Consider the following 18,626-nt stretch of genomic DNA (forward strand, 5'->3'; position numbering starts at 1 on the left):
TACTTATAATAGCAATTATTTCCCTGTATTTGAAGTGTTTCGACATATTTTCCCATGCATTTTTATATATTTTTATACTTTTGCTTACATATTTTATATTTTTATGCTACAATAGTATCGAACACACGTTCCGTTTAAAAGGAGGTCTATTATATGCCAACAGCAGCAATATACGCAAGAAAATCAAAAGCCACTGATAAAGGTGAATCCATAGAAAATCAAATAAAACGCGGACAAGCTCTCTGTGAGCTTCGTGGATGGGACCATGTAGTATATGAGGATTATGACTTCTCAGGTAAGACCTTAGAACGCCCTTCATTTGAACAAATGATGAAGGATGCTAGAGATGGAAAGTTTAAATACATAGTATGTTATAAACTTGATCGTATCTCTAGATCAGTTAATGACTTCTCTTCCCTCATTTATGATTTAAATAGCATAGGAATAGGCTTTATTTGTATTAAAGATAACTTTGATACTTCTACCCCTATGGGTCGAGCAATGATGTATATAACCAGTGTATTCGCTCAATTAGAAAGAGAAACTATTGCCGAGCGTGTTAGGGATAATATGATTGACAGAGCTAAGATGGGAAAATGGAACGGTGGTCCTATACCCTATGGATTCGATATACATAAATACACTATCGAAAATAATGGTAGAAATAAAAAGGTTTCAAGATTAATTATTAATAATGATGAAGCTTCTAAGATCAAGGAGTTTTATAAGTGGTACTCTGAATCAGATGGTTCTATTAGAAATAATGTATTTAAAGTAAATTCACCTGAGTATAATTATAAAACTAAAAATGGTGCTCAGTGGAGCCACAACCAAATGTCCAGGTTGCTTCAAAATCCTCTCTATTGTATAGCTGATGAAGCAGCATATGAGTACTTTAAAAATCATACTAAGGTTCAAATAGTAAATACTAAAGAAGATTTTAACGGTTCTCATGGCCTTATGTTCTATAACCGAAGAAAACCTCATAAGAAAACATCAAGACAAAGACAAGAAGAATACTGGATATTAGTAATCGGTGAACATGAGGGAATAATTCCAGGAGAAATGTACAGAGATGTACAAAACAAGCTAAATATTAACAAAAGTAGAGCTCCAAGGTTAGGACAAAGTTCGAAATCTGTCTTAGTAGGTTTAGTTAGGTGTGGTAGATGCGGATCTGCTATGTCTGTTTTCGGAAATACAAAATCATCTGGAAAAAGATATAAATACTTCAGATGTATTACCAGAGAACAGAAATCCAAATTATTATGCTCTAATATAAACGTTAGAGTCGATTTATTGGAGGATTTGGTTATTAAGCATATAAATGGTCTATGCGAAAACAAAAAGTTCGTACAGGAGTTTTTAAAGCGTTCTAATGATGAAATAGATAATAAAAAAGTATCTCTAGTAACCAAGAGAAATAAACTTTATAAAGAAATGGATGTCTTAGATAAAGAAATAGATAATCTTGTATCTGCGCTTGGCAAAGGTACCCTTCCAGAGCTGATTATTAAAAGGAAGTACAAAGAATTAGAAGAAAAGCAAAAAGGACTTAAGACTAGTCTCAATAAAATTGAATATGAACTTAATAGTAATTATGAATATAGTTATGATCTGGAAAGCATTATGAAATATATAAAGGATTTTAAAAATTCTTATGGGTATTTAGATTTTGATGAGAGAAGAAAGTTACTGAAGAGTATCGTTAAAGAAATTATTGTAGATGGAGATAAAGTTAAGATGGAACTCTATTTTGTTCCCAATGAAAAGTATGATAATTTGTCATTTTGCCTACACACGGACATGGGTTCATACTAGCAACCATGATAAATTTCGATGGATAAGTCACAGTTGCATTTACCCTTGAGATAGTCACTTCTTCATCTTCCATAGGCTGCCTTAGGACTTCTAATACACTTTTCTGAAATTCCGTAAGTTCATCTAAGAAAAGCACTCCTAAATGTGCTAGGGAAACGTCGCCGGGTTTAGGGATTTTGCCGCCTCCTATTAAAGAAACCCTTGAGGCAGTGTGATGTGGAGCTATAAAGGGTCTACTCTTTATTAATGAAGCATTACTTGGCAAAAGACCTGAAATGCTATATATTTTGGTTACTTCTATGGACTCTTCTATATCCATATCGGGAAGTATAGTAGGGAATCTCCTTGCCAACATTGTCTTACCAGACCCCGGTGGCCCAATTAGTATAATATTATGTCCACCGGCGGCTGCTATTTCAAAGGCTCTAATAACACTTTGCTGACCCGAAACTTCATTAAAGTCCATATCATAAGTTTTTTCACTTTTATCTCTGTCATAGGTATTAGCATATATTTTTGAATTTGTTTCTCCATTAAAATACTTTATTATCCCTGACAAATCATCAAAGGGATAGATTTCCATGTCTTCAATTATATTTGCTTCATAATAATTTTCCCTAGGTAAAACCACCTTTTTATATCCCTTTTCTCTCAGTGAAATAACTATGGGAAGCACTCCTATAACTCTATTGAGCCTGCCATTTAATGATAATTCACCTATAAAAGCAAATTCCGACAGCTCTTTATTCATAATTTGCTGTGAAGCAGTTAATAGTCCTATTGCAATAGGCAAGTCTAAGTGGGTTCCCTCTTTCTTAGTATTGGCCGGTGCTAAATTTATAGTTATTCTTTTTATAGGAAAACTAAAGCCCGAGTTCTTTATGGCTGCTCTTATTCTTTCCTTGGATTCCCTTACTGCAATATCGGGAAGTCCAACAATAGAAAATGATGGTAACCCATTAGATATATCCGTTTCTACATTTACTATCTCCCCATCCAGCCCCTTGAGAACACAGCTAATTATATTTGATAACACCCAAAAACCTCCTTTTACCAAGAATATTCTAAGGCCATGAATTATATTGGTATAATGCTTTATCTCTCATATAATTCAATATCAATATATAAATTCCTTCATTTTTTTACATTTTTTTCTTTCATTTACATATAGAACATTTTTTATTTAAAATTTATTAGTATCATGATATTTTTTAAGTTTTTATTTTACAAATTTCCTTAACAAATTAACTTACCTTAGAATATTATACTAATGAGCAAAAGAAAATTTTTCAAAATAATATGGAGGTGAATTAATGGCTGGTAATTTATTTGATGGTTTACTGGGTGGCATTGGTGAAGATAATAGTTTATTGTTTTTGATACTGCTGTTCTTCCTATTTAGTGGCAGTGGTAGTAATATTTTGGGAGATTTCTTAGGTGGCGTTGGTGGTGGTCCACGTCAATCTGGCCATCGTTGAGGATAGTTTTAATGAAAAGTATATTTCTCAATATATTTTCAAGAGCTGAGGGGTCCTCAGCTTTTTTTAATAGGGTTTTATTGATTAAAGAAATGTCATATTTAATATAGTTTGAAATCACCCAAGCTATATCATATTTGTTATATAAGCCTTGGTCACTTTACCATATCATATTAAATATAATATATTACCACTTTCCCTACATCTATAATTTTTAACATTCTAATAGGTATATGCATATTATAGTATAAAAACCATTTAAAATGGAGTGGTGAATATGTATCGTAGATCTATGAAGCCCCATAGACCCCCTAGGTCTAATGAACCTCGCAAGCCGCAAAACTGCTTTAAGCATTGTGCTTTTACGTATACTGTTAAGCTAGGAGATACACTCTATAAGATTTTATCGGATTTCAATGTAAATATTCATGAATTAAAAAGATATAACCTTCATATACGTAACCTAAATCATATTATTCCTGGTGATGTGCTATGTATTCCGAAACCAAGACCATACTGTTCCTTCTTAACCCCTACAGATAGTGCGCCTTTAGATTCCTACGTTGTTATTGCAGAATCAAATGGAATTTATCTCTTAGCAAATTTACCATCTATCACAGAATTAAAGGGGGATTTTGATGAATATTATGCTTATGCTGTTAATCCCTTTGGTAAAAATTTTGCTAAACTTTCATGTATCTCAAATAACCCGACCATTTGGTCAGGTCAGATTAATATGATAGAATTAAATCCATTTACAAGAATCTATGTAAGTGCAACAAATGGCAAAAAAAAATCCGATCAAGCTAATGAGCTTATACTGTTTGAAAGCACTTAAGCACTTTAAAAAATTATCATTTTTCATCTTTTTTAAGCCCTAAACCCAGATTGTTTTCGGCTTAAGACACATTCAAAAAATAAACCAGTCATCTTACTCATACTTTTCATTTTTTTCCCCAATACTCAATCATTTGCATACAGTGGGTATCGGTGTGATTGAGTGCTTAGAAAATAATAAAACTTACTTCGTAATATGACTAGTTTATTTTTCATATGTCCTAATATCTCTGTTAGAACCAGTCTTTTATGCATTAATCCTAACAAACAATATTTTCTATATGATTAATTTTTGCTTTATTAAAATCATTTAAAAATACTTCAATGGCATCAACCCTAATATCTGAATCATGAATTCTATTTTGACTCAAATAGAAATTGATGGTCTTTAATATCCTATTTATTTTAACCCCATTTATTGCTTCAATAGGTCTACCATAGCTTGAAGCATGTCTAGTTTTAACTTCTATAAATATATAATAACTCTTAAGCTTAGCAATAATATCAATTTCTCCAAACCTACACCGATAATTGCGATCCAATATCCTATAACCCTTCTGTCTGAGAAACTGAACAGCTAAATCTTCCCCCATGTCCCCTATTTTTTTTGTGTTCAAAAACAATTTCCCCCTATTCTTTATCCAATCTAGCTATAAATGTTAAAACCTCCGCAACTACATTATAAAGCTCTGGTGGTATTTCGTCCCCAATTGATAAATTATATAATTGCTTAGAAAGTTTTTCGTCTTTATATATGGGAATATCATTTTCTTTAGCAATTTCATTTATTTTCTCAGCGGTAAGTCCTTTTCCCTGGGCAATAACCTTAGGTGCTGTATCCTTTTCAGAATTATATCTTAAGGCGTTGGCTATTTTTTTCTTTTTCATATGATTACACCCTTATATCCAATGTATTTAATCTACTTTTATTATCCATATCTATGTTTGTTAGGTTAATACTTTCCTCTGAAACTTTATATTTAAATAGAATACTATTAAAATCATATTTATTAAGACTATCGTACAAAATTTTCTCTTTGAATTTAATAATATTTTTGACCTTTTCATTATGTACTCTAAAATTTAAGCTTAAATCCTTTTTATTTAATTCAATTAATACCTGCACCAAATCCAAGTTATTTGTATTTAAGGATATAAATATATTAGTGCCATTTTCACTCTTTTTTTTGTTGCGTTTAGCGTCCTTATTGATATATATATCAAGATTTTTAAGGGAATTGTTTACATGTAATGGTACCTGAATAAAATTAATGTTATCATTTAATTTATTGACAAAATCTAATGAAGTTTTTAATTCTTCAATATGCTTGTTTACAATGGATTTTGCTTCTATACCCAAGGAACTATCCTTTATAGTTTCCAACCGCTCAAATAACTCTTTCATAATCGAATTAAATTTATCCTTTTCCTTTAAATTAGATATATCAAATTTTCGTAATAAGTCTATAAGTTGATTCTTAGTATTTATTTCTTTATTATTTATTTCTTTATTATTTATTTCTTTATTATTTTTTTCTGTCCTATCAATTTCTTTTGTTCCATCATTTTTTTCTAATTCTTTAAGAAGCCCTTGAATTTGATTGGTAATGGTTTTTTCTCCCAATATGATATTGTTCAATAAAGCAAAATTTTTAGTGCTAAAATTCATATTATTTTTAAGCATAAATACTAATTTTTCTAAGGAAATATTACTATTATTATCAAATAGATCCTTAATAAATATTGTGTCAGTATTGGCCTTGTTAACTTCCGAATTAGTTTTATTGACCTCTATAGGGGCACTTTTATCAACATTTTCTTTTGCAATTACTCTTTCCCCATCATGCTGAATATCATCCTGTACATTGATTTTCCCTGCGGTAATTTCAATTTCCCTTTGTATAAGATTTTTTAGTACTTCTTTAATATCATCATTTATGATTTGAGAACTAATGGGTATATCATTATTTTTTACAAATTCAGCAAGTTTACCATAATAATTTTTTGTAGACAATAATTTATCAACATTATCCTTAGTTATTGGTATTTGATTTTTATATAAAAGCTCAATTAAATCTTTATTGTTATCGTCTACCTTAATACCTATTTGAGACAGCTTGTCTTCTAAGGAATGGGATGAAGGTATATTGCTTTTTATAAATAACTTATCATCAATCTTATCACTAACAATAAACTCAACGGTATCCCCAACATTATAGCCAATTGCTGAAGCATCCTTTGCTTCCAATGTGAGGTTATTATGCATCTCTAGGGTTATTAGATCCCCTAACATTGCCGTAACCTTTGCCTTAAATATATCTCCCACATTTAGTCTAGATAATACATCGTTGTTCATTGAACTATTTTTATTATAGACTAGATTAATTAAATTTTGTATTTCCATAATTATCACCCTATATATAATTTAAGAAAATCTTAACCCGTATATTCAAGGACACAAGAGAGTTTTGAATCTTCTATGAATAGTCTGGACTCAATACTACTTTAATATGTTCTTAAGAAAGCTTTTCCTATGCAGAGGAGTTATGCCGTATTTTTCTATAGCTTCATAATGTTCCTTTGTACCATACCCCTTATGCTTTGAAAAATTATATCCTGGATATTCCTTTTCATAATCTTTAACCAAACTATCTCTAGTCACCTTTGCTATAATTGATGCGGCTGCAATTGATATGCTTTTACTATCTCCCTTAATTATACTTTTCTGCTTAATATGTATATCGGCTATTTCTAATGCATCAATTAACAAAAAATCCGGTTTCACCTTTAATGAGTTAATGGCTTGTTTCATTGCAAGCTTTGTAGCATTAAATATGTTTATTTTATCAATGGTTTCATTGTCCACAATCCCGACTCCAATTGCTAATGCTTTTTCTTGAATCTTAATAAATAATTGCTCCCTTTTTTTCTCAGATATCTTCTTAGAATCATTAACTCCAACAATCATTTCACCCTTAGGTAAAATCACGGCAGCAGCAACCACTGGTCCAGCTAAGGGACCTCTACCTGCTTCATCTAAACCAGCAATCAAGTTGTAGCCCAGATTAAAGGTATTTGTTTCTATTGACCACATTTTCTTCAATCTTTCTAATTCCTTTTTGATACCTTCCTGCTCCTTTTTAAGCTTTAAAGCTAATTTATTAACAGTTTTCCTTGTATCTTGATTCAAAATATCTATGTAAGAGTATTTTTCCTCTTGCTCTAACCCACTTATATATTTCTCAATTTCTTTAAATGACATTTTTGAAATATCCATAGCTCAAACCCTTTCTAAATTTAATTATTTTAATAAGAAAATTATAACATAATATAAAAAATAGAAAGCACAATTTTTATGCTTCCTATTTTAATGTATTATTATTTTTTCCCCATTAGGAATCCCCTAATACTTGGAACTCTAAATATCCTCAGGACTTTCCAGGGTTATTTTCCCAAGGGTTCCTTTTCTAAATTCATCTAATATTATCTTAGAAACCTTAGTGTAATCTATTACTCCACCGGAGCGTATACAGCCCCTCTTTTTACCTATATTCTCCATATTTATTACAGGATTTTCGTCCAGCTCCTCAAGCTTATACCTATCCTTTAAGCTATTAGGATAATTAACCGATAGTTTTTCTAGGAACTTAACGCATAACTCATCAATATCCAATATCTCATCCTTTATAGCCCCTGTGAAAGCCAGATTTAAACCTACTTCTTGATCTTCAATCTTAGGCCAAAGTATCCCAGGAGTATCAAAAAGCTCTAAATCTTTTCTTAATCTAATCCACTGTTTTCCCCTAGTCACCCCTGGCTTATTACCAGTCTTTGCTGTTTTTTTACCAGCCAATTTGTTTATTAATGAGGATTTACCTACATTGGGTATACCTACAATCATGACTCTAATAGCCCTTACCTTACGTCCTTTGTTCTTCATAGCATCTATTTTATCTTTTACAGAATTTTTAACGGCATCAATTAGATTGTTCATACCTTCACCTGTAATAGAATTAACGGGGATAGCTTTAATCCCCTTGTTCCCATAAAATGAAATCCAATTGTTTAGTTTCTTTGAATCTGACAAATCAGACTTATTCAAAATAATAACCTTTGGCTTATTCCCAATTAGATTATCAATATCGGGATTTTTACTACTTATAGGTATTCTAGCATCTAAAAGCTCTATAACAACATCTACAAGCTTCAGATTACTTTTAATAAGCTCCTTGGTCTTCTTCATATGCCCAGGATACCAATTTATAATCATATACATCACCACTCAAGAATTATTTTTCCAATTATATGCTGCTGATTCACAAAACCCACTTCTTTATATCTACTATCTATACTGACCTTCCTATTATCCCCAAGTACAAATAAATAATTATTAGGAATATATCTTTTAGAAAAATTATCACCAATAGAAGCAGATATATAGGTTTCCTCCAAAACATCGTTATCTATGTAAATAGCTTCACCTTTAATTTCAATACTTTCTTCCCCTAAACCTATAATGCGTTTAACAAAATATTCCTTATCTCTATCATCATTTACAAAAACTATAATATCTCCCCTATAAGGATCAGAAAACACATATGCTAACCTATTTACTAAAACCCAATCTCCATCCTTTAAACTGGGATACATAGAGTTCCCTTTGATTTTTATGGGTCTTAAGCTAAAACATCCAATTATCAAACAAAATATCAATATTATGATTATGTTTTTTAGATTTTTCTTTATCATATTTTACACCCTATTATAAATATACATGTATATGAGTCAATCTTTAGGAAGGAAAGTAGTCTTTGAACTCTCCTTTATAATATTATTACTTCCTAAAAGTCAGAAAAATATGTAGGATATAAATAAAAGGGACTGATAACAGTCCCTCCTCTTAGTAGCGTTTTTTCTCTTTAACCTTAGCAGCTTTTCCAACTCTTTCTCTAAGGTAATTTAATTTAGCTCTTCTAACTTTTCCTCTTCTTGTCACTTCGATTTTTTCAATCTTTGGTGAATGAATTGGTAAAGTCTTTTCAACACCTACACCATAAGAAATTTTTCTTACTGTAACTGTTTCTCTAGCGCCACCTTGTTGTCTTTTAAGAACAATACCTTCAAAAATCTGAATTCTTTCTCTTTTACCCTCTTTAACCTTTAAGTGAACTTTTACAGTATCACCTATTCCAAATTCAGGTATTTCAGCTTTAAGCTGTTCTTTTTCTAATTCTTTGATTATTTCCATATTCATAGTTACTACCTCCTTCCATCATAGACGTTCATTCTACAGCCTTGTAAAAGAGGACCGTCCGTATTGCCACATGTTATTATATCACAGCATTACCTGCTAGACAACCACAATTTAAAATTTTTATTCTTTTTCATTTATAATTTCTTCAATATATTTTTTTAGCTTTGCTTTTTCCTTAATACTAATATCATCCCGCTGAAATAACTTGTCTATTAAATCCGGTCTTCTTTCAATAGTTATTTTTATCGATTCCTTTGTTCTCCATTCATCAATTAATTTATGATTTCCAGATAAAAGTATTTGGGGAACAAGGTGACCTTCATAAATGGCGGGCCTTGTATAATGGGGGTATTCTAAAAGACCACTATAAAAGCTTTCTTCTATATAGGAATCATTTTTATTTAAGACCCCTGGAACTAACCTAGCTATAGAATCTATAAGTACCATTGCCGGTAATTCTCCACCAGTAAGAACATAATCACCAATAGAGATTTCATCGGTGACCCAATTATCAATAAATCTTTGATCAATTCCTTCATAATGCCCACAAACAAAGATTAGATTTTCTTCCCTAGACAATGTTTTTGCCATTTCCTGATTAAATCTTTTTCCCTTAGGAGTCAAATAAATAACTCTTCTGCTATTGTTGTCCTCAGTTAATGACTCCATAGCGTCAAATAGGGGTTGGTTCATTAAGACCATTCCCGATCCTCCCCCATAGGTATAATCATCTACTCTTTTATGTTTATCCTTTGAAAAATCTCTAATATTAATAGGATTAATCTTCACTATACCTTTTTCTTGTGCCCTTCCAAGTATGCTTTCATTCATAATAGAAGTAAACATTTCCGGGAAAAGTGTAAGAATATCAATAATCATTCTACCATACCTTCTATAAGCCTAACCTTTATTATATTTTCTTCTATATTTATTTCTTTTATGAATTCTTTAACCGCAGGCACAAGGATTTTTTTACTGCTTTCATCATGTTCTATAACATATATATCCTGTGCTGCATTTTGTATAACATCCATAAGCTTACCTATGTAGTTACCATCTTCATCAATAACTCTTGACCCCACTAAATCAAATATATAATATGTATCATCGGGTAAAACTCTCATGTCTTCTTTATCAATAACAATATACTTTTCCCTTAGCTTTTCAACATCATTTACACTATTTAAACCCTTAAACTTCACAATGGCAAGCTGTCCTTTATATCTTACCCTTTCAATCTCAAGCTTAGTACCTATTTCATCTTCTAAAAATAGATATTCCAGCTCTTCAAATCTTTCCTTATGGTCAGTTAATGGGTATATTCTAACTTCTCCATTCAAGCCTTGAGTATTAACAATCTGTCCTATCCTTACTTTTTCACTCACCCAATCACCCTCTCATATGGTTAAGTTTTTAAATGGGAGATTACACACGGATTCAATCATCATTTACATTATTAATATTGGCAAAGAATATAATAATTATAATAATTTAAAAATTGCTAGGGAAAATATATGTGTATTCTCCATAGCCAAATTGAAGCTTAAATTGATACCCATATATAAACAAAAAGGATTAGGGCTACCTAATCCTTTTTGTTTTATTGAATAATCTCAACTACAACTCGTTTATTTTCTCTAGTAGCAGCTGCTTTTACAACTGTTCTAATTGCTTTCGCAATCCTACCCTGTTTCCCAATTACTTTACCCATATCTTCAGAAGCAACTTTTAATTCAATAATTACTGATTGAGTACCTTCAATCTCATTAACCTGTACTTCTTCGGGATGGTCAACTAAAGCCTTAGCAATAATCTTAACTAATTCACCCATAAATTCACCCCCTAGAAGCCAAACTAGGCTTTCTTAGCTTCTTCAAACTTTTCAGTAACACCGTGCTTTTTAAATAGATCTTTCACAGTATCAGTTGGTTGCGCACCACTCTTAAGCCACTTAACAGCTTTTTCATCATTTATCTTAATTTCAACTGGCTCAGAAACAGGATTATAGTATCCAATTTCCTCGATACATCTACCATCTCTTGGTGAACGTGAGTCTGCAACTACTATTCTATAAAATGGTTTCTTTTTAGCTCCCATTCTTCTTAATCTTATTTTTACTGCCATTATATTCACCTCCTTCAAATTCTATTGAATATTTATTCTTAAAAGAACGGCAATTTAAATTTACCGCCTTTTTTTAGCCCTTTTTCCATGCCAGACAGTTGCTTCATCATTTTTTTGGTTTGTTCAAATTGTTTAAGCAACTTATTTACTGCCTGAACACTGGTTCCACTACCCTTAGCAATCCTCTTCCTTCTACTTCCTTTAATAATAGAAGGGTTTTTTCTTTCCTCAGCAGTCATTGACTGTATAATAGCCTCTATATGAACTAATTCCTTTTCATCAACATTTAGGTTTTTAAGACTCTTATTACTTACACCAGGCATCATCTCTAAAATCTGATTTAATGGCCCCATATTCTTCATTTGCTCAAGTTGATCTAAAAAGTCTTCTAAATTGAATTCTTGAGTTTTTATTTTCTTTTCCAGTTTCTTAAGCTTATCTTCATCAAAGTTTGCTTGTGCTTTTTCTATCAGACTTAAAACATCACCCATTCCCAATATTCTTGAAGCTAATCTATCGGGATAAAATGGTTCAAGATCAGTGAGTTTTTCTCCTACACCAATATATTTTATCGGTTTTCCAGTTACTGCCCTAACTGATAAAGCAGCCCCACCTCTAGTATCACCATCTAGCTTAGTTAATATGATCCCATCTATACCTAACTCTGTATTAAAGGTCTCTGCAACATTTACTGCATCTTGACCAGTCATTGAGTCAACTACCAACATAATCTCATGTGGTTTAACCTCTGATTTTATATCCTTTAATTCATCCATGAGTTTTTCATCAATATGAAGTCTTCCGGCGGTATCTATGATAACAACATCGTTACCATATTTTTTAGCATGTTCAATACCGGCTTTCGCTATATTGACTGGACTTACTTTGTCTCCCATGGAGAAAACAGATATTTCTAACTTTTCTCCAACTACGTGAAGCTGTTTAATAGCTGCTGGCCTATAAACGTCACAGGCAACTAATAAAGGTCTTTTTCCAAGCTTTTTAAGTTGTCCACCAAGTTTACCGCCAGTAGTAGTTTTACCGGCACCCTGTAAACCAGTTAACATAATAACTGTAGGAGGTTTAGAAGAAAACGTAATCTTACTTTGAGTATTACCCATTAGCTCTGTTAATTCTTCATTAACAATTTTTATTACCTGCTGCCCTGGTGTCAAGCTTTCCAGAACCCCATGGCCAACTGCTCTTTCGGTAACCTTTTTAATAAAATCCTTTACAACTTTATAGTTTACGTCGGCTTCAAGTAACGCAAGCTTTACTTCACGCATTGCAGCTTTTACATCTTTTTCACCCAGCTTACCTTTACCCTTTAATTTCTTAAAGGTGTCTTGAAGCTTTTCGGAAAGACCTTCAAAAATCATTTTAAAACCTCCTTAAGTCTCTACCTACAAGTTCAATAGCATTACATGCTTTCATCAAGAATTTGAATAATGGATTCTTTTATTTTATCTATCTCATTTGAAATATGCTTTTTATCATTATCTATGATAGTACTAAATCTATCCATGGATTTAAGTAGCTGATTTACTTTATTTCTAGTATTAGAGAATTTATTTAGTAAACCAAGCTTCTCTTCATAATCTTCCAATATTTTTTTTGAGCGCTTTAATGTATCATAAACTGCTTGTCTGCTTATACCAAGGTTTTCTGATATCTCTCCTAGGGAAAGATCTTCTATACAATACAAACTTAAAATTTGCTGTTGTTTTTCTGTAAGCAGATTACCATAAAACGCATATAGATTACCAAGTTTGATTTTTTTTTCAAACATTATTAACACTTCCTAAAAATATGCCTGTAAAGGTTTTGTGCTTTACAGATGTATTTTATACTACTATTATTTCATTGTCAATAGGAAATATAATAAATTTTAATTATCACTTAATAAAGCCTTTACAAAATCCTTTGGATTAAATGGCTGTAAATCCCTTACACCCTCGCCTACTCCGATAAACTTTACTGGTATATCAAGCTCCGATGTTATTCCCAAAACAACTCCACCCTTTGCGGTTCCATCTAATTTAGTTAATGTAATTCCAGTAATATCAGCCACTTCCTTAAAGGTCTTAGCTTGTTGTATTGCATTTTGTCCCGTAGTAGCATCTAATACTAAAAGCACTTCTTTTCTAGCTTCGGGATACTCTCTATCAATTATTTTGAAAACTTTACCTAGCTCATTCATCAAATTCTTTTTATTATGTAATCTTCCAGCAGTATCACAAATCAATACATCTATCTTTCTTGCCTTTGCCGCTTGTATGGCATCATATATTATAGCAGCTGGATCTGAACCTTCCTGTTGATGAATTACGTTCACCCCTACTCGGTCACCCCAAATCTTTAGTTGGTCTATAGCTGCTGCTCTAAAGGTATCTCCCGCCGCCATAAGTACTTTTTTGCCACTTGCCTTAATATTATAAGCTATTTTCCCAATAGATGTAGTCTTACCTACTCCATTTACGCCTATAACAATAACTATAGCGGGTGAAGGAGATATATCTAAAGCATTATCCTTTGTAGTTGTCAATAAATCCTCTAAAATGTCCTTTAAAACAGTTTTTACTTCTTCAGTATCAGATATTTTTTTTATTTTGATTTCATCCCTTAGTTTTTCTATGATTTTCATAGTGGTAGTAATCCCTACATCCGAAACAATAAGGATTTCTTCTAATTCCTCAAGAAATTCTTCATCAACCTTAGTATAGGATTTCATTAATGAGTCTATTTTTTCAGTAATACCTTTTCTAGTTTTTGTTAGTCCCGATTTTAATTTTGAAAAGAAACTACCTGATTCTTGTTCTGGTTCTAGATCAGCATTTTCATCTTCCACTGATACCTCAGCTGTAATTTCTCCATTAGTCTCATCTTCTTTTATATCATTTATTTCGTCAAGAATAGTTTCTTCTTGAATTACTTTTTCTTTAATAACTTCTTCTTGAGTAGGTTCCCCTTCATCAATACTTTGTTGGAATTCCTCTCCTTGCTTCACTTCATCCTTAGGGGTTTCTTCCTTCAATTCATCTTCAATGATATCTTCTTTAACTTCCTCATCCTTTATAACGTCCTCTTTAACTATATCTTCTGGGTTATTTTTTTTAAACTTTCCAAAGATTTTCTTTAACATTTTTCTTCCCTCCAGTATGTCATCCTACTTTTAAAACTTTGTATCCCAAATATCTGGGCAGCCATATTAATCATCTTTAGACCATAAATAATGACCCCAACCTTAGAACTTCCAAAGTAAAAAGAGTACTTTTTCTAACTTGCCACTTCACTTAGCTTTACTGACACAACCTTTGAAACTCCATATTCTTGCATTGTTATACCGTATAAATAATCAATGATTTCCATTGTACCTTTCCTGTGGGTAATAACAATGAATTGGGAATTTTTTGAAAACTCCTTCAAGAATTCAGCAAATCTAAATATATTTACATCGTCTAAGGCTGCCTCAATTTCATCTAATATACAGAAAGGCGTTGGTTTAGTCCTAAGTATGGAAAATAGCAAGGCTATGGCAGTTAAGGCCTTTTCACCTCCAGAAAGCAAACTTAGATTCTGAAGTTTCTTTCCTGGGGGTTGAGCTATAATATCTATATTACTTTCTAATAAATTTTCCTTTTCTTCTAATATTAGCTTTGCCTTTCCACCATTAAAAAGCTGATTAAATATTGTACTAAAATTTTCATTTATTTCTTCAAAACTTTTCTTGAATTGCTTATTCATTGTATTTTCTAATTCTTTAATCACTTTATTTAGTGATTCCTTTGCCTTTGTAAGGTCTTCTTTTTGAGAGTTTAAAAATGAATATCTTTCATTTACTTCCTCGTATTCTTTGATAGCACTTATGTTTACTTCTCCTAATTTCTTAATTTCCTTATCCAAAAAATTTATTCTCTTAGATGCTTTATTAAAATCCTCTATCTCACTTTTATGATTTAATGCATCTATATAGCTTAGCTCATGTTTTTCCCATATCTTTTTAATTAGGTTATCGTTTTGAAGCTCCAATCTGGCCTTTCTAACCTCAATCTTATGCAAACTATCTCTTAAATCATCTAAGGCATTATCAATTATCTGTATTCTTTCAACTAATTCTTTATTCTTATTACTCCAATTACCTTTTTCTTCTGTAAATTTGTTAATATTATATTCAATTTGCTTACTAAGCACATCATTATCACCCATAGACATTAGTATATTCTCAAGCTTTATTAAAAATTCTTCCTTTTCCTTTGTTAAATTTGATAGCTCATTTTCTTTGTTTATCCTATTATTTTTCCAAGCTTCAATAGTAGTCTGTATCCTAGTAATTTCACTGGTATTATTATCTTTTTTCTCTTTTAATGAGGCCAATTTTATTTTTATTGAAGTAATCTTTTCCTTTAATGCGTTTAACTGATTTTGTTTCTCAGCAATAATATTAGCCATGATTTTAATGTTGCTTTGAATATCATCGTCTTCTTTCTTGAGAGATACAATGAACTCGTCCTTGCTTAATATAGAGTCCTGCATATCCTTCAAATCACTTTCTAAATCTTCAAGCTCTTTACTTAAATTATCCATTGACATATTAAGTGATTGACCTTGGCTTTTTATATTGGATAATATATTTTCTTTCTTTAGTAACATAAGCTTGGTATCCTCAATAAATGATGCGTTTTCCTTAAGGTCGCTATTTATATCCTCTATTCTTTTCTTTAATTCTTCTAAATCCCCTTGATATTTAATAGTTAATTTACTAAGATCAGATATCTTAGTCTCAAGCTCTTTTAGTTTTCTCTTTCTTCTAAATACATTTACTGTTTTTGATTTATAGCTTCCCCCGGTCATAGTTCCTCCAGGATTTATAACATCTCCATCCTGTGTCACTATCTTATATTTTTTCACTAGCTTTGACACCTTAACAGCGGTATCTATATTATCTACTATGATAGTCTTACCTAGCAAATAATTAAAAAGACTATCATATTTATTGGAAGTTATAATTAAGTCACTGGCAATTCCAACGAATCCTCCGAATTGCTTTAACTTTGATTCTATATTCTCTCTATTTTGTCTTGAAAACACATTAGTTAGTGGAAGAAATGTTACACGCCCTAGGTTATTTTGCTTTAAGTACTTTATTATTCTTTTTGCTACATCTTCATCATTGCATACAATATACTGCATAGAGTAGCCTAATGCCACTTCCATAGCTATCTCATATTCCTTTGGTATGCTCATAAGCTCCGCAACGACTCCATGTACTCCATTTCCCAGGTTTCTATCATCTTTACATACCTTCAAGGTTTTTCTTACCCCCATGCTAAATCCTTCATAGGACTTGTCCATGGCGTCAAGAACCTTTCTTTCAGACTGCATATCCCTTAAATTATTTTTTTCCTTTTCAAAGGTTTCCAGTGTGTTTTGATAAATACCCCTATACTGATTATTTTCCTTTATTAATTCTTCTTTTCGAAAGGTCTTTTGTTTTAAGGTATCTCTTATTTCTTCAATTTCCTTTGTTATTATTCTTAAGCCTTCAAGATTTTCCTTTTCATCATTACTCAATTTTTCTTTCTCATCCTGAATTTTATTTATTCTATTTACAATATTATCCTTCAAGGTGTTTATACTGTTTATTTCACTTTTAGTAGAAGAAATGGTATTAAGTAATTCAATAACCTTACTTTTTAATTCTTCTAATTCATTTTGATTTGTAATAATAAAATTATTATTATCTTCAAATTTTATATTTTCACTAATCAACAATTCATTGTTTTCTGATATGAGTGAATCTAGTTCGTCTTTTTCACACAATAGACGTGATAATTGTATATTAACATCCTTATCTTGATCAGAAATACCTTGTATTTCGTTTTCTATCCTAGATACATTATTATCTATATTTTGGATTTTTTCTTGAAAAAGTATTTTTTCCCCTTCTAATTTTTTTATCAAATTAGTTATTTCAAAATAATTTTCCTTCATGCTCTGAATATCATTATGTAGGCCTTCAATTTTTTCCTGACACTTCTGTTGTTCTTCAGACACATGTTCTTTTTTATTTAAATAGTCTTCGTATTGCTTCTTAACAATATAAAATTGTTCCTCTTCAGCTTTAAGCTTTAGCTTTACATCCTCTATTTCTTTTATAAATATACTGAGTTCTAGTTCCTTAAGCTCCTTTGACAAGGTAAGAAAGGTTTTGGCTTTTTCACTTTGACTTTTTAGGGGCTCAATCCTTGCTTCAAGCTCTCCTAAAATATCATCTATTCTTATAAGATTTTGCTTTGTATTATCAAGCTTCTTTTCAGCCTCTAATTTCCTAGACTTGAATTTGACAATTCCCGCGGCTTCTTCAAATATTTGCCTTCTTTCATCGGGTTTATTACTTAATATACCATCAATTTGACCTTGTCCAATAAGTGAATATCCATCTATACCGATTCCAGTATCCATTAACAATTCACGGATATCCTTTAGCCTACAGGTGGTTTTATTTATAAGATACTCGCTTTCTCCTGAGCGGTATAATCTCCGAGTTATAGTAACTTCACTATAATCTATAGGTAAAAATTTTTCACTATTATTAAAAGTTAGTGATACCTCAGCTAAACCTAGGGGTTTTCTATGGGAAGTTCCATTAAAAATAATGTCTTCCATTCTACTCCCCCTCAAGGTCTTTGGACTTTGTTCACCCAGAACCCATCTTACAGAATCTATAACATTACTTTTACCACTGCCATTTGGTCCAACAATACCAGTGATTCCATCCCTAAAATCTATTGATATCTTATCCGCAAAGGATTTAAATCCATGAACTTCGAGTTTTTTAAGGTACAAAGCACACACCTCTTCTTTCTATTATGGAATCCCTATATTTAAGGGTGTACTTAAACATTTTATCATAACTTTTTGAAAAAGAAAATAACACCTTTATCTTAGGTGTTATCAGATTGTAGACAAAATCTACAAGATGACCGGCTGCCTAAAAATCTGAAGTTCGAGGCGTGCTGAAAGGGAGAGGCCGCAGCGTATATAAACATACGCAAGGGTTCTTGACCTAGACAACAACGAAGAAATTCGGGTTTTTAGGTAGCCTAATAACA

General features: G+C 31.5%; 19 protein-coding genes. 3 read left to right on the top strand and 16 right to left on the bottom strand.

What is annotated here, in order from left to right; all coding sequences use genetic code 11:
• The first annotated feature begins 153 nt into the window (after positions 1-153).
• On the top strand, positions 154-1,821 hold the full coding sequence (locus N4A68_11980) for a recombinase family protein (GenBank protein MCT4565014.1): 1,668 nt from the start codon (positions 154-156) through the stop codon (positions 1,819-1,821).
• On the opposite strand, the gene N4A68_11985 is transcribed toward N4A68_11980, so the two are convergent.
• Positions 1,739-2,857: a YifB family Mg chelatase-like AAA ATPase gene (locus N4A68_11985; protein MCT4565015.1), complete on the bottom strand. Its 1,119-nt coding sequence runs from the start codon at positions 2,855-2,857 to the stop codon at positions 1,739-1,741. The genes N4A68_11980 and N4A68_11985 overlap by 83 nt on opposite strands.
• 277 nt (positions 2,858-3,134) lie before the next feature.
• Between N4A68_11985 and N4A68_11990 the strand changes: the two genes are divergently transcribed.
• Entirely contained in the window at positions 3,135-3,299 is a 165-nt protein-coding gene (locus N4A68_11990) for a hypothetical protein (GenBank protein MCT4565016.1), read from the top strand.
• A 277-nt stretch (positions 3,300-3,576) separates the two neighbouring features.
• A complete protein-coding gene (locus N4A68_11995) occupies positions 3,577-4,137 on the top strand; it encodes a LysM peptidoglycan-binding domain-containing protein (GenBank protein ID MCT4565017.1) in 561 nt (186 codons plus the stop codon).
• Between the two features lie 259 nt (positions 4,138-4,396).
• Here the strand turns inward: N4A68_11995 and N4A68_12000 are convergent, their stop codons facing one another.
• The 15 genes from N4A68_12000 to smc form a co-directional block, all read right to left on the bottom strand.
• Complete coding sequence (locus N4A68_12000; GenBank protein MCT4565018.1) at positions 4,397-4,753, bottom strand: YraN family protein; 357 nt, start codon at positions 4,751-4,753, stop codon at positions 4,397-4,399.
• Between the two features lie 13 nt (positions 4,754-4,766).
• A complete protein-coding gene (locus N4A68_12005) occupies positions 4,767-5,024 on the bottom strand; it encodes an EscU/YscU/HrcU family type III secretion system export apparatus switch protein (GenBank protein MCT4565019.1) in 258 nt (85 codons plus the stop codon).
• A gap of 4 nt (positions 5,025-5,028) precedes the next feature.
• A complete protein-coding gene (locus tag N4A68_12010) occupies positions 5,029-6,540 on the bottom strand; it encodes a hypothetical protein (GenBank protein MCT4565020.1) in 1,512 nt (503 codons plus the stop codon).
• A gap of 96 nt (positions 6,541-6,636) precedes the next feature.
• Complete coding sequence (locus tag N4A68_12015) at positions 6,637-7,407, bottom strand: ribonuclease HII (GenBank protein ID MCT4565021.1); 771 nt, start codon at positions 7,405-7,407, stop codon at positions 6,637-6,639.
• Between the two features lie 147 nt (positions 7,408-7,554).
• Positions 7,555-8,406, bottom strand: a complete 852-nt coding sequence (gene ylqF / locus N4A68_12020; protein MCT4565022.1) for a ribosome biogenesis GTPase YlqF — start codon at positions 8,404-8,406, stop codon at positions 7,555-7,557.
• A 5-nt stretch (positions 8,407-8,411) separates the two neighbouring features.
• Positions 8,412-8,885 carry a signal peptidase I gene (gene lepB / locus N4A68_12025; GenBank protein MCT4565023.1) on the bottom strand — a complete coding sequence of 158 codons (474 nt, stop codon included), beginning with the start codon at positions 8,883-8,885 and terminating at the stop codon, positions 8,412-8,414.
• A gap of 151 nt (positions 8,886-9,036) precedes the next feature.
• On the bottom strand, positions 9,037-9,390 hold the full coding sequence (rplS, locus tag N4A68_12030; GenBank protein MCT4565024.1) for a 50S ribosomal protein L19: 354 nt from the start codon (positions 9,388-9,390) through the stop codon (positions 9,037-9,039).
• Between the two features lie 120 nt (positions 9,391-9,510).
• A complete protein-coding gene (trmD, locus tag N4A68_12035) occupies positions 9,511-10,269 on the bottom strand; it encodes a tRNA (guanosine(37)-N1)-methyltransferase TrmD (GenBank protein ID MCT4565025.1) in 759 nt (252 codons plus the stop codon).
• Positions 10,266-10,775: a ribosome maturation factor RimM gene (rimM, locus tag N4A68_12040; protein ID MCT4565026.1), complete on the bottom strand. Its 510-nt coding sequence runs from the start codon at positions 10,773-10,775 to the stop codon at positions 10,266-10,268. Before rimM ends, trmD begins: the two co-directional genes overlap by 4 nt.
• Before the next feature lie 215 nt (positions 10,776-10,990).
• Positions 10,991-11,221: a KH domain-containing protein gene (locus N4A68_12045; GenBank protein ID MCT4565027.1), complete on the bottom strand. Its 231-nt coding sequence runs from the start codon at positions 11,219-11,221 to the stop codon at positions 10,991-10,993.
• A 23-nt stretch (positions 11,222-11,244) separates the two neighbouring features.
• A complete protein-coding gene (rpsP, locus tag N4A68_12050) occupies positions 11,245-11,514 on the bottom strand; it encodes a 30S ribosomal protein S16 (protein MCT4565028.1) in 270 nt (89 codons plus the stop codon).
• 38 nt (positions 11,515-11,552) lie between these two features.
• Entirely contained in the window at positions 11,553-12,893 is a 1,341-nt protein-coding gene (gene ffh / locus N4A68_12055) for a signal recognition particle protein (GenBank protein MCT4565029.1), read from the bottom strand.
• A 41-nt stretch (positions 12,894-12,934) separates the two neighbouring features.
• Complete coding sequence (locus tag N4A68_12060; GenBank protein ID MCT4565030.1) at positions 12,935-13,303, bottom strand: putative DNA-binding protein; 369 nt, start codon at positions 13,301-13,303, stop codon at positions 12,935-12,937.
• A gap of 99 nt (positions 13,304-13,402) precedes the next feature.
• Complete coding sequence (gene ftsY / locus N4A68_12065) at positions 13,403-14,656, bottom strand: signal recognition particle-docking protein FtsY (protein MCT4565031.1); 1,254 nt, start codon at positions 14,654-14,656, stop codon at positions 13,403-13,405.
• Positions 14,657-14,790: 134 nt separating this feature from the next.
• The gene (smc, locus tag N4A68_12070) at positions 14,791-18,360 is read right to left on the bottom strand and encodes a chromosome segregation protein SMC (protein ID MCT4565032.1); all 3,570 of its coding nucleotides are present in this window, start codon (positions 18,358-18,360) and stop codon (positions 14,791-14,793) included.
• Positions 18,361-18,626 lie beyond the last annotated feature (266 nt).

Source organism: Maledivibacter sp., assembly GCA_025210375.1.
GTDB lineage: Bacteria > Bacillota > Clostridia > Peptostreptococcales > Caminicellaceae > JAOASB01.

Coding starts and splice junctions, on each gene's coding strand:
- ylqF (MCT4565022.1), bottom strand. CDS start 8,406: ATGATTATAAATTGGTATCCTGGGCATATGAAGAAGACCAAGGAGCTT.
- lepB (MCT4565023.1), bottom strand. CDS start 8,885: ATGATAAAGAAAAATCTAAAAAACATAATCATAATATTGATATTTTGT.
- N4A68_11990 (MCT4565016.1), top strand. CDS start 3,135: ATGGCTGGTAATTTATTTGATGGTTTACTGGGTGGCATTGGTGAAGAT.
- rplS (MCT4565024.1), bottom strand. CDS start 9,390: ATGAATATGGAAATAATCAAAGAATTAGAAAAAGAACAGCTTAAAGCT.
- N4A68_12010 (MCT4565020.1), bottom strand. CDS start 6,540: ATGGAAATACAAAATTTAATTAATCTAGTCTATAATAAAAATAGTTCA.
- N4A68_12005 (MCT4565019.1), bottom strand. CDS start 5,024: ATGAAAAAGAAAAAAATAGCCAACGCCTTAAGATATAATTCTGAAAAG.
- N4A68_12060 (MCT4565030.1), bottom strand. CDS start 13,303: ATGTTTGAAAAAAAAATCAAACTTGGTAATCTATATGCGTTTTATGGT.
- N4A68_12045 (MCT4565027.1), bottom strand. CDS start 11,221: ATGGGTGAATTAGTTAAGATTATTGCTAAGGCTTTAGTTGACCATCCC.
- N4A68_11980 (MCT4565014.1), top strand. CDS start 154: ATGCCAACAGCAGCAATATACGCAAGAAAATCAAAAGCCACTGATAAA.
- trmD (MCT4565025.1), bottom strand. CDS start 10,269: ATGATTATTGATATTCTTACACTTTTCCCGGAAATGTTTACTTCTATT.
- N4A68_11995 (MCT4565017.1), top strand. CDS start 3,577: ATGTATCGTAGATCTATGAAGCCCCATAGACCCCCTAGGTCTAATGAA.
- rpsP (MCT4565028.1), bottom strand. CDS start 11,514: ATGGCAGTAAAAATAAGATTAAGAAGAATGGGAGCTAAAAAGAAACCA.
- ffh (MCT4565029.1), bottom strand. CDS start 12,893: ATGATTTTTGAAGGTCTTTCCGAAAAGCTTCAAGACACCTTTAAGAAA.
- ftsY (MCT4565031.1), bottom strand. CDS start 14,656: ATGTTAAAGAAAATCTTTGGAAAGTTTAAAAAAAATAACCCAGAAGAT.